Consider the following 16,199-nt stretch of genomic DNA (forward strand, 5'->3'; position numbering starts at 1 on the left):
AATGAAGATCATCCTCACTCACGAGGTCCCCGGCCTCGGCAGCGCCGGCGAGGTCGTCGAGGTCAAGGACGGCTACGCCCGCAACTTCCTGGTCCCGCGTGGCTTTGCCATCCGCTGGACCAAGGGCGGTCAGAAGGACGTCGACGCCATCCGTCGCGCCCGGAAGATCCACGCCATCCAGACCCTCGAGGCCGCCAACGAGGTCAAGGCCAAGCTCGAGGGCCTGCAGGTCAAGCTGGCCGTTCGCTCCGGCGAGGCCGGCCGCCTGTTCGGCTCGGTGACCCAGGCTGACGTCGTGGAGGCCATCAAGGCCGCCAACGGCCCGGCCGTGGACAAGCGCGCCGTCGCGATCGGCTCGCCGATCAAGACCGTGGGCACCCACAAGGTCTCGGTCAAGCTGCACTCGGACGTTCAGGCCAACCTCGACGTCGCCGTCGTCGCTGCCTGATCTCGGCTGCACAGCTGACGAAGGGGCCGGACTCCACTCGGAGTCCGGCCCCTTCGCCGTGCGCGTGAAGGCCTGCCCCTTCGCCGTGCGCGTGAAGGCCTGCCCCTTCGCCGTGCGCGTGAAGGCCTGCGCCTTCGCCGTGCCTGCGTGGGTTCACGCCCGGACGGCGCCGGTCACCATCCAGCGGCCGGTGCGGAGCCGGCCGGTCAGGACGGCGGCCCGGGCCAGCATGAACAGGTTCATCGCCCACCACAGCCCGGCCAGGCCCAGGCCCAGCGCCGGTACCGCGAGGGCGGCGGGGGCGAACAGCAGCAGGGCGGCCAGCATCCCCCAGGCCAGGAAGCGGCCGTCGCCGGCGCCCATCAGCACGCCGTCGAGCACGAACACCACGCCGCCGATCGGCTGGGTCAGCGCCGCCAGCAGCAGCACGGTGGACAGCTGCGCCCGGACCGTCGGGTCGTCGGTGAACAGCGGGATGTACAGCGGCCGGGCCAGCACCATCAGCAGGCCCAGCACCAGGCCCGCGCCGACGCCCCACTCGATCATCCGGCGGGTCGCCGCCCGGGTGCCCGGCAGGTCGCCGGCGCCCAGGTAGCGGCCGATGATGGCCTGCCCGGCGATCGCCACGGCGTCCAGCGCGAATGCCATGAACGACCAGATGGTCATGGTGATCTGGTGGGCCGCGATCTCGCCGTCGCCCAGGCGCGCGGCCACCGCGGTGGCCAGCAGCAGGGCGGCGCGCAGGCTCAGGGTGCGCACCATCAGCGGGCCGCCGGCCCGGGCGGAGGCCTTGATGCCGGCCAGGTCGGGCCGCAGCCCGGCACCCTCCCGGCGGGCACCGCGGACCACCACGGCCACGTACACGGCGGCCATCGCGTTCTGCGCGATCACGGTGCCCCAGGCGGAGCCGGCCACCCCGAGGCCGGCGCCGTACACCAGGACCAGGTTGAGCAGCAGGTTGGCGCCGAACCCGCCGATCGCCACCAGCAGCGGGGTGCGGGTGTCCTGGAAGCCGCGCAGCACGCCGGTGGCGGCCAGCACCAGCAGCATCGCGGGCACGCCGAGGGCGCTGATCCGCAGGTAGGTGACGGCGTACGGGAGGGCGGTGGGGGAGGCCCCGAGCAGTTGGGCGGCCTGCGGGGCGAGGGCCAGCGTGAGCACGACCATGCCGGCGGAGAGGATCAGGGCCAGCCAGATCCCGTCGATGCCCTGCTGGACGGCGGCCCGGCGGTCGCCGGCGCCGATCCGGCGGGCGACCGCGGCGGTGGTGGCGTAGGCCAGGAAGACGAAGATTCCGGCGGCGGTGGTGAGCGCGGCGGAGGCGATGCCGAGGCCGGCCAGCTGGGCGGTGCCGAGGTGGCCGACGATCGCCGAGTCGGCCATCAGGAAGAGCGGTTCGGCGACCAGCGCGCCGAACGCCGGGACGGCGAGGGCGAGTATCTCGCGGTCGTGGCGGCGGGGTTCGGCCGCAGGAGCGGGACGGGTGGGCGTCGCTGGCATGGTGTCCACCCTACTCATCCACAGGTAATGATCGCTAGTGGGTTTTGTCTCTTACCAGACCTGTGGACGGACGGCGGATCGAACGGCAGATCGAACAGCTGGGCGGTCTTGTCCCCGGCTGTGTGAAGAATTTCTCATGCACAGGCAGTGGACGAGGTAATCGCAGGTCAGCGAGTTGACACCGGGGCGATCGTGTGGTTATCCACAGCGGTGTCCACAGGGTTGTGCACAGCTTTCCGGGGGTTCTCCACAGGCTGCGGAGAGTTGTCCACATGCCCTGTGGATAACCGTCTTGGAGGAACCGCCCGGCCCCCCGTACCGTGGCTCCGGACCAGACCCCGGTGGCCGCGCGACGCCGCCCCGCACACAGCCGGAACTGTCGGCTCGGTGGCGTATGAAAGACGCTCGGTGGCGTATGAAGGACAGGGCGCCAGCACCGGACAGGCCCGCACCAACTCGCACCAACCGCTGATCGGGGAACACGCGTGACCGGCCCCCAGTACGACGACCACGACGCCCCTCCGCCCCCGGAGGACGACTGGCAGCCGTCCGACGACGCCTTCCCGCTCGACGCCTTCCCCGACATGCCGGGCGACCGCCTGCCCGCCACCCGCCGTTCGAACAACGCCGGCGGCGGCTCCGGCGGGCAGGGCGGCGGCGGGGGGTTCCAGCGCCGGGACGGCGGCGGCAAGGGCGACCGCTTCCCCGGGAAGGGCGAGCGGCGCGACCGCGACGGCGAGGCCGGCCTCGGCGGCGCCGAGGGCTTCGAGCGCGTCCCCCCGCAGGACCTGGCGGCGGAGCAGTCCGTGCTCGGCGGCATGCTGCTCTCCAAGGACGCCATCGCCGACGTCGTCGAGGTGCTCAAGCCCGCCGACTACTACCGGCCCGCCCACGAGCTGATCCACGGCGCGATCCTCGACCTCTACGCCCGCGGCGAGCCCGCCGACCCGATCACCGTGGCCGGCGAGCTCACCAAGCGCGGCGAGCTGGTCCGCGTCGGTGGCGCGTCCTACCTGCACACCCTGGTCAACTCCGTCCCGACCGCGGCCAACGCCGAGTACTACGCCGAGATCGTCCACGAGCGCGCCGTGCTGCGTCGCCTGGTCGAGGCCGGCACCCGGATCGCCGGCATGGGCTACGCCGCCGAGGGCGACGTCGACGACATCGTCAACCAGGCCCAGGCCGAGATCTACGCCGTCACCGAGCAGCGCACCAACGAGGACTACGCCCCGCTCGCCGACATCATGGAGGGCGCCCTCGACGAGATCGAGGCGATCGGCTCCCGGTCCGGCCAGATGTCCGGCGTCCCCACCGGCTTCGCCGACTTCGACCAGCTCACCAACGGCCTCCACCCCGGCCAGATGATCGTCATCGCGGCCCGCCCCGCCATGGGTAAGTCCACCCTCGCGCTGGACTTCGCCCGCGCCTGCTCGATCCACAACAACCTGCCGAGCGTGATCTTCTCGCTCGAAATGGGCCGCAACGAGATCGCCATGCGTCTGCTGTCGGCGGAGGCCCGGGTCGCGCTGCACCACATGCGCTCCGGCAACATGACCGACGACGACTGGACGCGGGTGGCGCGGCGGATGCCCGAGGTCAGCGCGGCGCCGCTGTACATCGACGACTCGCCGAACCTGTCGATGATGGAGATCCGGGCCAAGTGCCGCCGGTTGAAGCAGCGCAACGACCTGCGGCTGGTGGTCATCGACTACCTCCAGCTGATGCAGGCCGGCGGCTCGCGGCGGGCCGAGAGCCGCCAGCAGGAGGTCTCGGACATGTCCCGAAACCTGAAGCTGCTGGCGAAGGAGCTGGAGATCCCGGTGATCGCGCTGTCCCAGCTGAACCGTGGCCCCGAGCAGCGCACCGACAAGAAGCCGATGGTCTCCGACCTGCGTGAGTCCGGCTCGATCGAGCAGGACGCCGACATGGTCATCCTGCTGCACCGCGAGGACGCCTACGAGAAGGAGTCCCCGCGGGCCGGCGAGGCGGACCTGATCGTCGCCAAGCACCGTAACGGCCCGACCGCCACCATCACCGTCGCCTTCCAGGGCCACTACTCGCGCTTCGTGGACATGACCCGCGACGTGACCTGACGGGCGGTCGGGGCCTGCCCAGGGCGGCGCGCCGTCAGAACCAGTGCAGGCAGTGCGGTTCGCGTTCGGCGCGGAACATGGCGTCGGCCCGGGTGGCGGCGGTCGGGTGGTGGGCGCGGATGTGGCCGGCTCGGGCGAGGGTGGTCGGGGTGGTGCCGCCGAGGTAGATCGAGCCGAGGTCGCTGATGTCCATCGACAGGTCGGGCTCGCGGTCGGTGGGGGTGCATTCGGCGCGGCCGTCGCGGACGGTCAGCAGGTGGCGGGTGTGTTCGCCGAGGAACGGGTCGTCGACGTCGAGGACGAGTTCGCCGTCGGCGGACCATGCGCGGGCGGTGAGGGCGCGTGGGATGTCGAGCAGCCGGACCCAGAGCCAGTCGGTGTCCCCGCTGATCGTGCCGGCGTTGAAGTCGGTCAGCTGCCAGCGCAGCGGGTGGCCGGGCGGGAAGTGCCGGAAGGCGACGTCGGTGACCAGGTCGTGGCCGAGCAGGCAGCGGGCCAGCGCGGTGAACGCGGCGTCGTCGAGTGCGATGGTCTCGTCGACCAGCATGGCGAGCGAGTCGTCGAGGGAGTAGCTGGCGTACCCGTCCGGGGTGCCGTCGGCGTCCCGGTGCAGGGCGATATAGCGCTGGTCCGGGCCGGTCGGGGCGTGGCCCGCCTTCCGGGCCCACCAGCGGGGCGGGCGGGAGATCGCGCCGGGTTGGGTGCGGCGGTAGCGGTCGTAGATCTGTTCCACCAGCTCGCGGCAGTCGCTGAGCCGGAGCAGTTCGACGGTGCCGGTGGGCTCCTGACCGGCCCGCGGCGGGGTGAGCTCGGCGCGGTGCCGGGGCACGGTCAGCCGCCGGGTGTAGGTCGCGGGGCCGTAGCCGAACCGCCGGTAGATCACCGCCTCGGAGGCCAGCAGCACCGACATGATCTCGCCGCGTTCGCGCAGGTCGGCGAGCTGACGGCGCTTCATCGCGGTGAGCACGCCCTGCCTCCGGTGCGTGGGCAGCACGCCGACGCAGCTGATGCCGGCCACCGGCACGGTCGCCCCGCCGGGCAGCGTCAGCTCGAAGGAGTACGCACACGAGGTGCCGACCGGCCGCCCCTCCTCGGTGACGGCGAGCAGCCCGCGCTCGGGTTCGAGTGCCGACCACCAGACGCCGGTGCCGTCCTCGGCCGGTGTGGTCGGGTGCTTCCCGAACGCGGCGAAAACGGTGTCGACGAAGACGTCGAGGTCCTTTTCGGTGGTGGAACGAATCTCCATGGCTGCGCTGCCTCCCCGCACTTGTCGGCCAGATGCCCGCCCAAGTGCAAGCGGCGGCCTGCCGTTGGGTCAAGCGAATTTGCGACTGGTAGCCTCGCCCGCCGTGAGTGACGACGACGACCTGCGACTGTGCCCGCTGCCGGACGAAGTGTCGCTGCTGCTGGCCGAGTTGGCCGCGCCGCCGCGGCTGGTGGCGCACCTGCGGCTGGTGCACGACGTGGCGGTGCGGCTGGTGGACTGGGCGGCGGAGCACTGCCCGGGGCTGGAGTTCGACCGGGCGGCGGTGCTGTTCGGCGCGGCCACCCACGACATCGGGAAGGCCGTGCACCGCGCGGAGCTGTCCGGCCCGGGATCGGCGCACGAGCCGGCCGGACGGGAGCTGCTGCTGGCGGCGGGTGTCGCCCCGGAGCTGGCCCGCTTCGCGGCCGGCCACGCAACGTGGGGCCCGGACACCGGAGTTGAGGACCTGCTGGTGTCCCTGGCCGACAAGGTGTGGAAGAACAGGCGCGTCCCGGACCTGGAGGACCTGCTGGTCGCCGCCCTGGTCCGGGCCGGCGGTGGCGAGCGGTGGGAGCAGTTCCTCGCACTGGACGAACTGCTCACCGCGATCGGCGACGGTGCGGAAGAGCGCCTGGCCCACCAGGCGCTCTTCCCGACGTCCTAGGCCAGCGTGACGGTGCTGCGGAAGACGCTCGCGCCCGGGCCGGTCAGCGTGGTCTCGGCGCCGTTCGCCGGCAGGAACGCCGACTCGCCCTGGTGGAGCGTCAACGTCTGTGCGCCGGAGGCGAGTTCGACGGTGCCGGCGGTGCAGAGCAGGATCTGCGGGGCGTCGCCGGGCAGCACGGCGGGCTGCTCGGCGAGGTCGTAGCGGGAGAGCCGGAACTCGTCGATCGGCACCGGGTAGAGCCGCTCGCCGTCCGCGCCGGGCTCGGGGCGGAGGATCTCGGGGCTGCCGCTCTCGAAGCCCACCACCTTCATCAGCTCGGGAACGTCCACGTGCTTCGGGGTGAACCCGCAGCGCAGCACGTTGTCGGAGTTGGCCATGATCTCCACGCCGGTACCGCGCAGGTACGCGTGCGGCAGGCCGGCGCCGAGGTAGAGCGCCTCGCCGGGCTGCAGGCGGACGTAGTTGAGCAGCAGGGCGGCGACCAGGCCGCGGTCGCCGGGGTACTCGGCGGCGGCGAAGGCGTAGCCGGCCATCGCGCCCGTCGGGTCGGACGGGGCGGCGGCGGTGACGGCGCGGGCCACGGCGTCCACGGTGGCCCGGCCCTGCTCGTCCGTCAGCGCGAGCGCCTCGGCGAGCGCGCCGGACAGCGCCTCGGCCTCCGGCTTGGTGCGCAGCAGGTCGATCAGCGGCTCCAGCCCGGGCACCTCCAGCGAGGCCATCAGGTCGGCCGCGTCGGCGGGCGCCCGGAAACCGCACAGGCCCTCGAACTCGCTGAGCGCGCAGATCAGTTCGGGCTTGTGGTTGTCGTCCTTGTAGTTGCGGTGCGGCGCGTTCGCGGGGACGCCGCGCTGCTCCTCGTCGGCGTGGCCGGCCCGGGCCTCGGCGCGGGTGGGGTGGGCCTGGATGGACAGCGGGGTGGCGGCGGCCAGCACCTTCAGCAGGAACGGCAGCGTCGGCCCGAACTGCTCGACGGCGGCGGCGCCCAGCTCGGCCGCCGGGTCGGCGGCGATCACCCGGTCGAGCGGCACCGGGCCGTTGCCGCGGTCGATCACCGAGGGTGCGCCGGGGTGGGCGCCCATCCACAGTTCGGCCTGCGGCTCACCGGTGGCGGGTCGGCCGAGCAGTTCGGGGATGGCGGTGGCCGAACCCCAGGCGTAGTCGCGGACGGTGTTGTCGAGCCGGTCCATCAAGTACTCCAAGATGCGTGCGGACATGCGTGCGCTGCGGTGGCCGGTGCGCGAGGACCACCGACAATAGCTGACGCAGTTGGGCGTCCGATGGTGCCAGGTGATCACTCTGCTGGGCGTGCCTACCCGGCGTCGGAGGGGGGTTCCGGGAGAGGGTGGACGGTAACCGGGGCCGATCGGGCCCGCCACCGAACACCGACCAGGGGAGCAACCGTGACCGCGTCACCGCCCGACGAGAACGCCGAGGGCCGTGGGGCGGGTGCCGCGCCGTCCTTCCGCCCGCTGGAGGTCGAGGTGTTCACCGGCCCGGAGAGCGCGTTCTTCGCCACCTCCAGCCTGATCATGGGCGAGCACACGGCGATCCTGGTGGACGCCCAGCTGACCCGCAGCGCGGGCCGGCAACTCGCGGAGTGGATCGCCGGCAAGGGCCGGCAGCTGCTGGCGATCGTCGTCACCCACCAGCACCCCGACCACTACTTCGGCGCGGACGAGGTGCTCCGGCTGTTCCCCGCCGCGCAGCTGCTGGCCGCGCCCTCGGTGGTGGACGGCATCGCGCGGACCGCCGCGGCGAAGGTCGCGCAGTGGAAGCCGGTCTACGGCGACGACATCCCCGACCAGCCGCTGCTGCCCGCCCCGTTGCTGCCGCAGCCGCTGATGATCGACGGTCAGCTGATCCGGGTGCTGCCGCTCGGTCAGGCCGACTGCGCCGGCTCCACGGCGGTCTACCTGCCGAGCATCCACACCGTCATCGCGGGCGACTTCGTCTACAACGGCACCCACGTGTGGACGGCCGACACCGACCCGGCGGCACGCGGCCAGTGGTCGCACAACCTCAACCGGATCGCCGATCTGGCCGTGGACCGGGTGATCGCCGGACACCGCGCCCCCGGCATGGACGACGCGGCACACCGGGTACTCGGCTTCACCGCCACCTACCTGCGCGACTTCGACGAGGCCCTGGCCGACCACCCCCGGGACGCGGAGGCACTGGCCAACGCGGTGAACGAGCGCTACGGCGGCCTGACCCTGCCGGCCATCCTGGAACTCGGCGCGGCGGCGAACGTCGGCCGCGTCGACGCGGCGGTGCCGGAGGTCGGGCAGGAGGAGAACGGCATCATCGACGCGGAGATCGTCGAGGAGAGCGACGAGGACGATGCGGGCGCCGCGGGCTCCGAGGGCGACGACGAGCGGTGACAGCGGCGATACTGCCCGGGTGACGCAGGACGACGCGGTGTACGACGCGGTGGTGGCGGCAGGCGGTGCGGGCCGGCGGCTCGGCGGCGTGGACAAGCCGGCCCTCACGGTCGGCGGCCGCCCGTTGCTGGACCGGGTGCTGACGGCCTGCGCGGGGGCCCGGCACGTTCTGGTGGTCGGCCCGTCGCGGCCCACCGAGCACCCCGGCGTGGTCTGGCTGCGCGAGGACCCGCCCGGCGGCGGCCCGCTGGCGGCGGTGGCCACCGCGCTGCCCGAGGTGACGTCTCCACTGGTGCTGCTGCTGGCCGCCGACCTGCCGTTCCTGGACACCACGACGGTGGAGCGGCTGCTGGCCGCCGTCGGTGACGCCGACGGGGCCCTGCTGGTGGACGCCGAGGGCCGCGACCAGCCGCTGGCCGCCGCCTACCGCACCGCCGCGCTGCGGCGCACGCTCGCCGCACTGCCCGACCCGGCCGGCCGCCCCCTGCGCGCCCTGACCGGCGGCCTTCGCCTGGTGCGGGTGCCCGACCCGGCGGGCGCGTCCTTCGACTGCGACACCCCGCAGGAGCTGGCGGCGGCCCGGCAGCGGGCGGCGGGGGAACGCTGAGGCCGGCGGGCGCTCGGCGCACCCGGGGCATGTCCCGGGCGAGGTGCGGGTGCCCGCCGCAGCGCACCGGGTGTCGTCGGTGCGGCGGGAGGTGCGCTGCGTGGCGCTGCCGGGGGAAGCGGCCTGCGGCAGCCGGGATCGGGCAGCATGGGCGTCATGGAGCGCACATTGGACGAGTGGATGGCCGCGGCCGCGGCCGAGCTGGGGCTGGACCTTTCGGTGGACGTCCGGGGCCTGTTGGACATGACCCGGGTGGTGGCGCACGGGGTGGAGCGCCCGGCGGCGCCGTTGACGGCGTTCCTGGTGGGGTACGCGGCGGCGCTGAACGGTGGTGGGGCGGCGGCGGTGGCCGAGGCGTCGGCGAAGGCGACGGCCCTGGCGGAGCGCTGGGCCGCCGAGACGGACGGTCCGGCGGAGCGGTGACCGGCGGGGCGGGCAGCGGGACGGTGGATCCGGTCGGCGAACCGGTGCTGTCGCCGGGTGCGGCCACCTTGCGCGGGTGCCCGTGGCCGGTGGCCCGGCGTACCGCGTGGGCGGCGGCGCGTCCGCTGCCGGTGGAGCGGGTGCCGCTGGCGGTCGCGGCCGGGCGGACCCTCGCCGAGCCGCTGGCCGCGCTCACCGACCTGCCCGCGTTCGACACGTCGGCGATGGACGGCTGGGCGGTGGCCGGGCCGGGGCCGTGGCGGCTGTCCGGCCGGGTGCTGGCGGGCCAGGACTGCGCCCCACTGGCGGACGGCGCGGCGGTGGTGATCGCCACCGGCGCCCAGCTGCCGTCCGGCGCCACCGGGGTGCTCCGCCGCGAGCGCGGGCGGGTGGCCGAACTCCCGGACGGCACGGCCCAGTTGCGCGGCGAGGTCGGCCCGGGCCAGGACGTCCGGCCGCGCGGGCAGGAGTGCCGGCGGGGCGAGGAACTGCTGCCCGCCGGGCTGCCGGTGACGCCGGCGGTGCTCGGCCTGGCGGCCGCGTCCGGGCACGACCTGCTGGCAGTGCGCCGCCGTCCGACCGTCGAACTGCTGGTGCTGGGCGACGAGTTGCTGACGGCCGGGCTGCCCGTGCCGGGCCGGGTGCGGGATGCGCTGGGTCCGCTGCTGCCGCCCTGGCTGGCCGCCGCCGGGGCCGAACTGCTGGGAAGCCGCCACGTCCGCGACGACTTCGGGCTGCTGCGGGACGCGGTCCGGCACTCGCCGGCCGACCTGGTGCTCACCACCGGCGGGACGGCCGCCGGGCCGGTGGACTTCCTGCACGCCGCGCTCGAGGCCGCCGGCGGCCACCTGCTGGTGGACGGGGTGGCGGTGCGGCCCGGGCATCCCATGCTGCTGGCGGCGCTGCCGGGCGGTCGACACCTGGTGGGCCTGCCGGGCAATCCGCTGGCGGCCGTCGCGGGCACCGTCACGCTCGCGCTGCCGCTGCTGCACGCCCTGTCCGGACGAACTGCCGCCGTCTCGACCGGCCCGCTGGCCGCCGCGCTCCCCGGACACCCGACGGACACCCGCCTGCACCCCGTCCGGCACACCCCGTCCGGCCTCGCCCCACTGCCGCACGACGGCCCGGCGATGCTGCGCGGCCTGGCCCGGGCGGAAGCCCTGGCCGTGGTCCCGCCCGGCGGCCTGGCGGCGGGGGAGCGCGCCGAGGTGCTGCCGCTGCCCTGACCGGCCGGGCGGATGTTTCACGTGGAACCGTGGAACCGGGTGGGTCAGGACGGGACGGGGGCGCCCGGCTTGATGACGATCAGGCGGTCGGTGAGCTGGAGGACGGCCGCCTCCGGTTCGGTGTAGTTGAGGACCCGGCGGCCGCGGACCACGGCCACCACCAGGTCGGGGAGTTCGCGGGGGCTCAGGCCGGCTTCGGCCTTGGTGACGGGGCGTTCGGCGACGTCCAGGCCGTTGCCGTAGGTGAGCAGGTCCTCCATGACGGCGCCCGCGTTGGGGCTGAGCATCGACATGCCGAGCAGGCGGCCGGCCGAGCTGGAGGAGGTGACCACGACGTCGGCACCGCTCTGGCGGAGGAGGGGGGCGTTCTCGTCCTCGCGGACGGCGGCGACCACGGTGGCGCCGCGGTTGAGCTGGCGGGCGGTCAGGGTGATGAGCGCGGCGGTGTCGTCGCGTTCGGGGGCGACCACCACCTGGGCGGCGCGGGGCAGTTCGGCGCGCATCAGGGTCGCAGTGCGGGTGGCGTCGCCGAGCACGCCGACCAGGCCGTCGTGGGTGGCCTGGTCGATCGCCCGGGCCTGCGGGTCGACCACCACGATCGAGTCCTTCGGGACGCCCTGCCCGAGCAGGGTGTCCACGGCGCTGCGGCCCTTGGTGCCGTAGCCGATGACGACGGTGTGGTCCCGCACGGTGTGCCTCCAGCGTTCGATCCGCCACTGCAGGCGGGTGCGTTCGGTGAGCACTTCGAGAGTCGTGCCGACCAGGATGATCAGGAAGACCACGCGGAGCGGCGTGATCACGAAGATGTTCACCAGCCGGGCGCTGTCGCTCACCGGGGTGATGTCGCCGTAGCCGGTGGTGGAGAGGGTGACGGTGGCGTAGTACGCCGCGTCGAGGAAGCTGACCGAGCTGTTCGCGTTGTCGTTGTAGCCGCCGCGGTCGGCGTAGACGATCAGCGTGGTCGCCACCAGCACGCCCAGGGCCAGCAGCAGGCGGAGGCCGACCTGCCGCGTCGGCGGGCGGGTCCGGCGGGCGGGCAGGGCGATCCGGCGGGCGGGGTCGGTGTCTTCGGCGCCCTGGTCCCGGAAACGACTGAGCGTCAGACGGGACGGCCGGGCACCCGGGTCGGTGGGCGGGTTGGAGTTCGACACAGGCACAAGAATGAGGGGTGCGGACGTCACCGACCGACCCCGGGGGCGGAGTGTCGCCACCCTGTCCAGTGCCGGTGCCGGCCCTTGACGGACTGCCGGTTGACGGCGGGGGGAAGGGGTGCCCCAAAGGCGGAGGCGTAGCGTGGCGGCCATGCGAGCCATCACGATTCCCGAGCCCGGTGGTCCCGAACAGCTGGTGTGGGCCGAGGTGCCCGATCCCGTTCCGGCGGCCGGCGAAGTGCTGGTCGAGGTTGCCGCCACCGCGGTCAACCGGGCCGATCTGCTGCAGCGTCAGGGCTTCTACGATCCGCCGCCCGGCAGTTCGCCCTACCCGGGGCTGGAGTGCGCGGGCCGGATCGCCGCGCTCGGCCCCGGCGTGGCCGGCTGGTCGGTCGGCGACGAGGTGTGCGCGCTGCTGGCCGGCGGCGGTTACGCCCGGCAGGTTGCCGTGCCGGTCGGTCAACTGCTGCCGGTTCCGAAGGGGTTGACGCTGGTGGAGGCCGCCGCGCTGCCCGAGGTGGCCTGCACGGTGTGGTCGAACGTCTTCCAGGTCGCGCACCTGCGCCCCGCCGAGACGGTGCTGCTGCACGGCGGGGCGAGCGGCATCGGCACCATGGCGATCCAGCTGGCCAAGGCGGTCGGTGCCCGGGTCGCGGTCACCGCCGGCAGCCCCGAGAAGCTCGCCAGGTGCGCCGAGCTCGGCGCGGATGTGCTGATCGACTACAACAAGCAGGACTTCGTCGCCGAGATCGCCGCGCTCGGCGGGGCCGACGTCATCCTCGACATCATGGGCGCGAAGTACCTGCAGCGGAACGTGGACGCCCTCGCGGTCAACGGCCGGCTGGTGGTGATCGGCATGCAGGGCGGCATCAAGGCCGAGCTCAACCTGGCCACCCTGCTGTCCAAGCGCGCCGCCGTGGTCGCCACCAACCTGCGCGGGCGGCCGCTCGCGGAGAAGGCGGCGATCGTCGCGGCGGTGCGCGAGCACGTCTGGCCGCTGGTCGAGGCGGGCGTGGTCCGGCCCGTGGTGGACCGGGTTCTGCCGATCACCGACGCCGCCGAGGCGCACCGCGTGGTCGAGGCCGGTACCCAGGTCGGAAAGGTCGTCCTGGAGGTGTGATCCCGGGGCCCGAGGCGGCGGAAATGCCCGTAATGTCCGGGTGTGTGAGTCTGGTGGGAAGCTGTTCCGCCTCCGTCCGCACCTCGGTGCGGACGGCCGTCGGGAGGACCTGCTTTCGATGCTCGCTCGCCGCCGCCTCGTGCCCCCGGCCCCGCGCCGCACCCCCACCGCCCGCCCCGGCGTGCTGCTCCGCAGAGCGGCGCTGACCGGCCTGGCGCTGCCGCTGCTGCTGGCCGCCCCCGTCTTCGCCGTCGATCCGGCGGCCGATGCCCGTGATGCCCGTGAGCAGACCCAGGCGCGGCTGGACGCCGCGAGGGAGCAGGCGCGGGCGGAGTTCGACGCCGCGCGCGGGCAGGCGGCGGAGCGGATCGCCCGGGCCGTCGCGGCCGGGCAGTCCGTGCGGCCGGCGGCGCCGACCGACGGCGCGATATCCGCGACCGCCCCGGCCGTCCCCGTGCCGGTTCCGGTCCCGGTGCCCGCCGTCCCGAGCGCGACCCGGATCGCCGCCTCGCCGAGCCCCACCCCGAGCCGCGCCCCCATGCCCGTTGGACCGGCCGCGCCGTCCCGCACACCGATGCCCGCCGCGGCGCCGTCCGCCGCCGCAGAGCCGTCGCCGTCTGCGGAACCTTCGGCCGAGCCCCCGTCGCCGTCGCGCGAGGAGCCTCCCGGCGCCCCGACGAGCAGTCCGGAGCCGGGCCGGCCCGGGTGGGCGGACCACCACCGGCCGGTGATGCCCCCGGCCCCGGCCCCGGCCCACGCCCCGGCTTCGGCACCGCCCAAGGCCGCGACCCAAGCCCCGGTCCAGGCCCCGGTCCAGGCCCCGACCCCTGCCGTGAAGCAGCCGGACCCGTCGACGGACCCGCCGGGCGGGGACGGCGGGCAGCAGGCCGCCCCCGGGGCGGGTGCGCAGGGCGGGGCGGACGGGGCCGGGGGGCGCGATGAGGACGTGCTCGAGCCCCCGGCGGAGCCGGGCGCCGGGGCGGGCGCGGACGGTTCGGTGGTCGCGGGCGGGGCGCCGCCGGTGGGCCCGGTGGTGCCGGTGGGGCCGCTCGGGTCGGGGGATCAGTCCGCGAATCAGCTGCCGCTGGGCGTCGGACTGGGCATGATCGGACTGGGCCTCGGCCTGGTCGGAATGAAGCTGCGCCGGCGGTGATGCCGTGCGACGCGGGTAGCCGCCGGGTGGGACGATCCGGATACCAGGTGCGTTGACCTCCGCGGTGGACGAAGCATATGAAGGAGCTATGACCAACCCGATGAACGAGCGGTCGCAACAGGAGCCTCACCAGGCGTCGAGCGGGAAGTCGGAGGACAGTCCGAAGGTGCTGATCGTCGGACCGGACGGCATGGCGGTGGGCACCGCGCCGGTCGGCGGGCTCGGCCGGAGCGACGACGACGACGAGCCGCGTGAGCTGCCGGTGACCGAGATGGTCGAGCAGCCGGCGAAGGTGATGCGGATCGGCAGCATGATCAAGCAGCTGCTGGAGGAGGTGCGGGCGGCGCCTCTGGACGAGGCGAGCCGGGCCCGGCTGAAGGACATTCACGCCAGCTCGATCAAGGAGCTGGAGCTGGGCCTGGCGCCGGAGTTGGTCGAGGAGCTGGAGCGGCTGTCGCTGCCGTTCGCCGACGACGTCATCCCGACCGAGGCCGAACTGCGCATTGCCCAGGCGCAGTTGGTGGGCTGGTTGGAGGGCCTGTTCCACGGCATCCAGACCGCGTTGTTCGCCCAGCAGATGGCGGCGCGGGCGCAGCTGGAGCAGATGCGGCGGGCGCTTCCGCCGGGACTGCACGGTGCGGAGGGGGACTTGGACGAGCCGGTCCCCGGCCGCGGTATGCGTTCCGGCCCCTACCTGTAGCGGTCTCGGGGGCCGCGCTGCGGCGCGGCCCCGAACCGCTACCCTGGCCCCTGTCCGGAAGTACGGCGCGCCGAGGGGGAGCTGGGACCATGACTGAGGGCACCACCGAGGGCCACTCGCTCGGCCACGGCCGGTATGTGCTGCAGCGGTTGCTCGGGCAGGGCGGCATGGCGGCCGTTCATCTGGCGTACGACACGGTGCTGGACCGTCAGGTCGCGGTGAAGACGCTGCACACCGAGCTGGGCCGGGAGGCCTCGTTCAAGGAGCGGTTCCGGCGCGAGGCGCAGGCGGTGGCCCGGCTTCAGCACACCAACATCGTCTCGGTGTTCGACTCCGGTGAGGACGTCGGTCCGGACGGGACGGCGACGCCGTACATCGTCATGGAGTTCGTCGAGGGCCGTTCGCTGAAGGACGTGCTGGACGAGCAGGTGACCACCCGCGGCGCGATGCCGACCGAGCAGGCGCTGAAGATCACCGCGGCGGTGCTGTCGGCGCTGGAGGCCTCGCACGACCAGGGGCTGGTGCACCGCGACATCAAGCCGGCGAACGTGATGGTGTCCACCAAGGGCGTCGTCAAGGTGATGGACTTCGGCATCGCGCGCGCCCTGCAGTCCGGGGTGACGTCGATGACGCAGACCGGCATGGTGGTCGGTACCCCGCAGTACCTGTCGCCGGAGCAGGCGCTCGGCAAGAGCGTGGACGCCCGGTCCGACCTGTACTCGGTGGGCTGCATGCTGTTCGAGCTGCTCAGCGGGCAGCTGCCGTTCGACGGCGATTCGGCGTTCTCGATCGCGTACAAGCACGTGCAGGAGACCCCGCCGGCGCCGTCCACGCTGAACGGGGCGGTCACGCCCGCGGTGGACGGGCTGGTGGCGCAGGCGCTGCGCAAGGACCCGGCGCACCGGTTCCCGTCGGCGGAGGCGATGCGCGAGGAGGTCGAGCGGGTCGCGGCGGGGGAGCAGGGCGGTACGCCGTTGCAGGCGTCGACTCCGCTGGTGATCGGCGAGGGGCCGCGGTCGGTGCATGCCGCGCCGTCGCTGACCAACTTCCCGCCGGTGAACGGTGGCACTCCGCCGCCGCAGCCGTACCAGCCGGTGCCCGGGCCGCAGACGCCGCCGCCGTACGGGCAGACGCCGCAGCCGTTCCCGCAGACCCCGCCGCCGTTCCCGCAGGCGCCGCAGACGCCGCAGCCGTTCCCGCAACCGCACTTCCAGCAGGGTTTCCCGCAGACCACGCCGCCGCCGTTCCCGCAGCCGATGCCCGGGCCGCCGATGCCCGGGCAGCCGATGCCGGGCCCGATGACAGGCCCGATGCCGATGGCGTACCCGCCGCCGGCGAACAACAGCAACGGCTGTTCGACCGCGCTGATCGTGGTCGGTGTGATTGTCGGTGTGATCATCCTTGCGATCATCATCGTGTCGATCGCGGCGGCCGGGGCGAGCACCTCGACCTACTGATCCCGGGCCCTGCTCCGTGCTCGAACT

The 16,199-nt window shown here is 73.9% G+C and carries 12 protein-coding genes and 3 pseudogenes; 11 read left to right on the top strand and 4 right to left on the bottom strand.

Annotated elements, in window-relative coordinates; all coding sequences use genetic code 11:
• The first annotated feature begins 1 nt into the window (after position 1).
• Positions 2-448, top strand: a complete 447-nt coding sequence (gene rplI / locus ACGFWJ_RS13775; protein WP_387639760.1) for a 50S ribosomal protein L9 — start codon at positions 2-4, stop codon at positions 446-448.
• A gap of 153 nt (positions 449-601) precedes the next feature.
• On the opposite strand, the gene ACGFWJ_RS13780 is transcribed toward rplI, so the two are convergent.
• Positions 602-1,948, bottom strand: a complete 1,347-nt coding sequence (locus ACGFWJ_RS13780; protein WP_392948781.1) for an MATE family efflux transporter — start codon at positions 1,946-1,948, stop codon at positions 602-604.
• A gap of 584 nt (positions 1,949-2,532) precedes the next feature.
• On the opposite strand from ACGFWJ_RS13780, the gene dnaB reads away from it, so the two are divergent.
• Complete coding sequence (gene dnaB / locus ACGFWJ_RS13785; RefSeq protein WP_387861096.1) at positions 2,533-4,041, top strand: replicative DNA helicase; 1,509 nt, start codon at positions 2,533-2,535, stop codon at positions 4,039-4,041.
• A gap of 34 nt (positions 4,042-4,075) precedes the next feature.
• On the opposite strand, the gene ACGFWJ_RS13790 is transcribed toward dnaB, so the two are convergent.
• Positions 4,076-5,287, bottom strand: a complete 1,212-nt coding sequence (locus ACGFWJ_RS13790; protein WP_392948784.1) for a GNAT family N-acetyltransferase — start codon at positions 5,285-5,287, stop codon at positions 4,076-4,078.
• 103 nt (positions 5,288-5,390) lie between these two features.
• On the opposite strand from ACGFWJ_RS13790, the gene ACGFWJ_RS13795 reads away from it, so the two are divergent.
• On the top strand, positions 5,391-5,951 hold the full coding sequence (locus tag ACGFWJ_RS13795) for an HD domain-containing protein (RefSeq protein ID WP_392948786.1): 561 nt from the start codon (positions 5,391-5,393) through the stop codon (positions 5,949-5,951).
• Here the strand turns inward: ACGFWJ_RS13795 and manA are convergent.
• Positions 5,948-7,141, bottom strand: a complete 1,194-nt coding sequence (manA, locus tag ACGFWJ_RS13800; RefSeq protein WP_392949436.1) for a mannose-6-phosphate isomerase, class I — start codon at positions 7,139-7,141, stop codon at positions 5,948-5,950. The genes ACGFWJ_RS13795 and manA overlap by 4 nt on opposite strands.
• Before the next feature lie 213 nt (positions 7,142-7,354).
• Between manA and ACGFWJ_RS13805 the strand changes: the two genes are divergently transcribed.
• From ACGFWJ_RS13805 to ACGFWJ_RS13820, 4 genes and pseudogenes are all read left to right on the top strand, one after another.
• Positions 7,355-8,335 (top strand): MBL fold metallo-hydrolase, encoded by a 981-nt coding sequence (locus tag ACGFWJ_RS13805; protein WP_392948789.1) that lies wholly within the window; start codon positions 7,355-7,357, stop codon positions 8,333-8,335.
• Positions 8,295-8,924 (top strand): annotated as a pseudogene (locus ACGFWJ_RS13810) (molybdenum cofactor guanylyltransferase); the annotation flags it as partial. The gene ACGFWJ_RS13805 and the pseudogene ACGFWJ_RS13810, both read left to right, overlap by 41 nt.
• Positions 8,925-9,107: 183 nt before the next feature.
• A pseudogene (locus ACGFWJ_RS13815) lies at positions 9,108-9,365 on the top strand (DUF6457 domain-containing protein); the annotation flags it as partial.
• Between the two features lie 23 nt (positions 9,366-9,388).
• Complete coding sequence (locus tag ACGFWJ_RS13820; protein WP_392949439.1) at positions 9,389-10,591, top strand: molybdopterin molybdotransferase MoeA; 1,203 nt, start codon at positions 9,389-9,391, stop codon at positions 10,589-10,591.
• Positions 10,592-10,635: 44 nt separating this feature from the next.
• Here the strand turns inward: ACGFWJ_RS13820 and ACGFWJ_RS13825 are convergent, their stop codons facing one another.
• Positions 10,636-11,742: a potassium channel family protein gene (locus ACGFWJ_RS13825; RefSeq protein ID WP_392948792.1), complete on the bottom strand. Its 1,107-nt coding sequence runs from the start codon at positions 11,740-11,742 to the stop codon at positions 10,636-10,638.
• A 151-nt stretch (positions 11,743-11,893) separates the two neighbouring features.
• On the opposite strand from ACGFWJ_RS13825, the gene ACGFWJ_RS13830 reads away from it, so the two are divergent.
• The 4 genes and pseudogenes from ACGFWJ_RS13830 to ACGFWJ_RS13845 all read left to right on the top strand — a co-directional run.
• Positions 11,894-12,862 carry an NAD(P)H-quinone oxidoreductase gene (locus ACGFWJ_RS13830; protein WP_392948794.1) on the top strand — a complete coding sequence of 323 codons (969 nt, stop codon included), beginning with the start codon at positions 11,894-11,896 and terminating at the stop codon, positions 12,860-12,862.
• Between the two features lie 118 nt (positions 12,863-12,980).
• Positions 12,981-14,015 (top strand): hypothetical protein, encoded by a 1,035-nt coding sequence (locus tag ACGFWJ_RS13835; RefSeq protein ID WP_392948796.1) that lies wholly within the window; start codon positions 12,981-12,983, stop codon positions 14,013-14,015.
• An 88-nt stretch (positions 14,016-14,103) separates the two neighbouring features.
• A complete protein-coding gene (locus ACGFWJ_RS13840) occupies positions 14,104-14,715 on the top strand; it encodes a bacterial proteasome activator family protein (RefSeq protein ID WP_387639740.1) in 612 nt (203 codons plus the stop codon).
• Between the two features lie 89 nt (positions 14,716-14,804).
• Positions 14,805-16,142: pseudogene (locus ACGFWJ_RS13845) on the top strand (protein kinase); the annotation flags it as partial.
• Positions 16,143-16,199: the final 57 nt, after the last annotated feature.

The organism is Kitasatospora sp. NPDC048407, assembly GCF_043200475.1.
Classification (GTDB): domain Bacteria; phylum Actinomycetota; class Actinomycetes; order Streptomycetales; family Streptomycetaceae; genus Kitasatospora.

Coding starts and splice junctions, on each gene's coding strand:
- rplI (WP_387639760.1), top strand. CDS start 2: ATGAAGATCATCCTCACTCACGAGGTCCCCGGCCTCGGCAGCGCCGGC.
- ACGFWJ_RS13780 (WP_392948781.1), bottom strand. CDS start 1,948: ATGCCAGCGACGCCCACCCGTCCCGCTCCTGCGGCCGAACCCCGCCGC.
- dnaB (WP_387861096.1), top strand. CDS start 2,533: ATGCCGGGCGACCGCCTGCCCGCCACCCGCCGTTCGAACAACGCCGGC.
- ACGFWJ_RS13790 (WP_392948784.1), bottom strand. CDS start 5,287: ATGGAGATTCGTTCCACCACCGAAAAGGACCTCGACGTCTTCGTCGAC.
- manA (WP_392949436.1), bottom strand. CDS start 7,141: ATGGACCGGCTCGACAACACCGTCCGCGACTACGCCTGGGGTTCGGCC.
- ACGFWJ_RS13830 (WP_392948794.1), top strand. CDS start 11,894: ATGCGAGCCATCACGATTCCCGAGCCCGGTGGTCCCGAACAGCTGGTG.
- ACGFWJ_RS13835 (WP_392948796.1), top strand. CDS start 12,981: ATGCTCGCTCGCCGCCGCCTCGTGCCCCCGGCCCCGCGCCGCACCCCC.
- ACGFWJ_RS13840 (WP_387639740.1), top strand. CDS start 14,104: ATGACCAACCCGATGAACGAGCGGTCGCAACAGGAGCCTCACCAGGCG.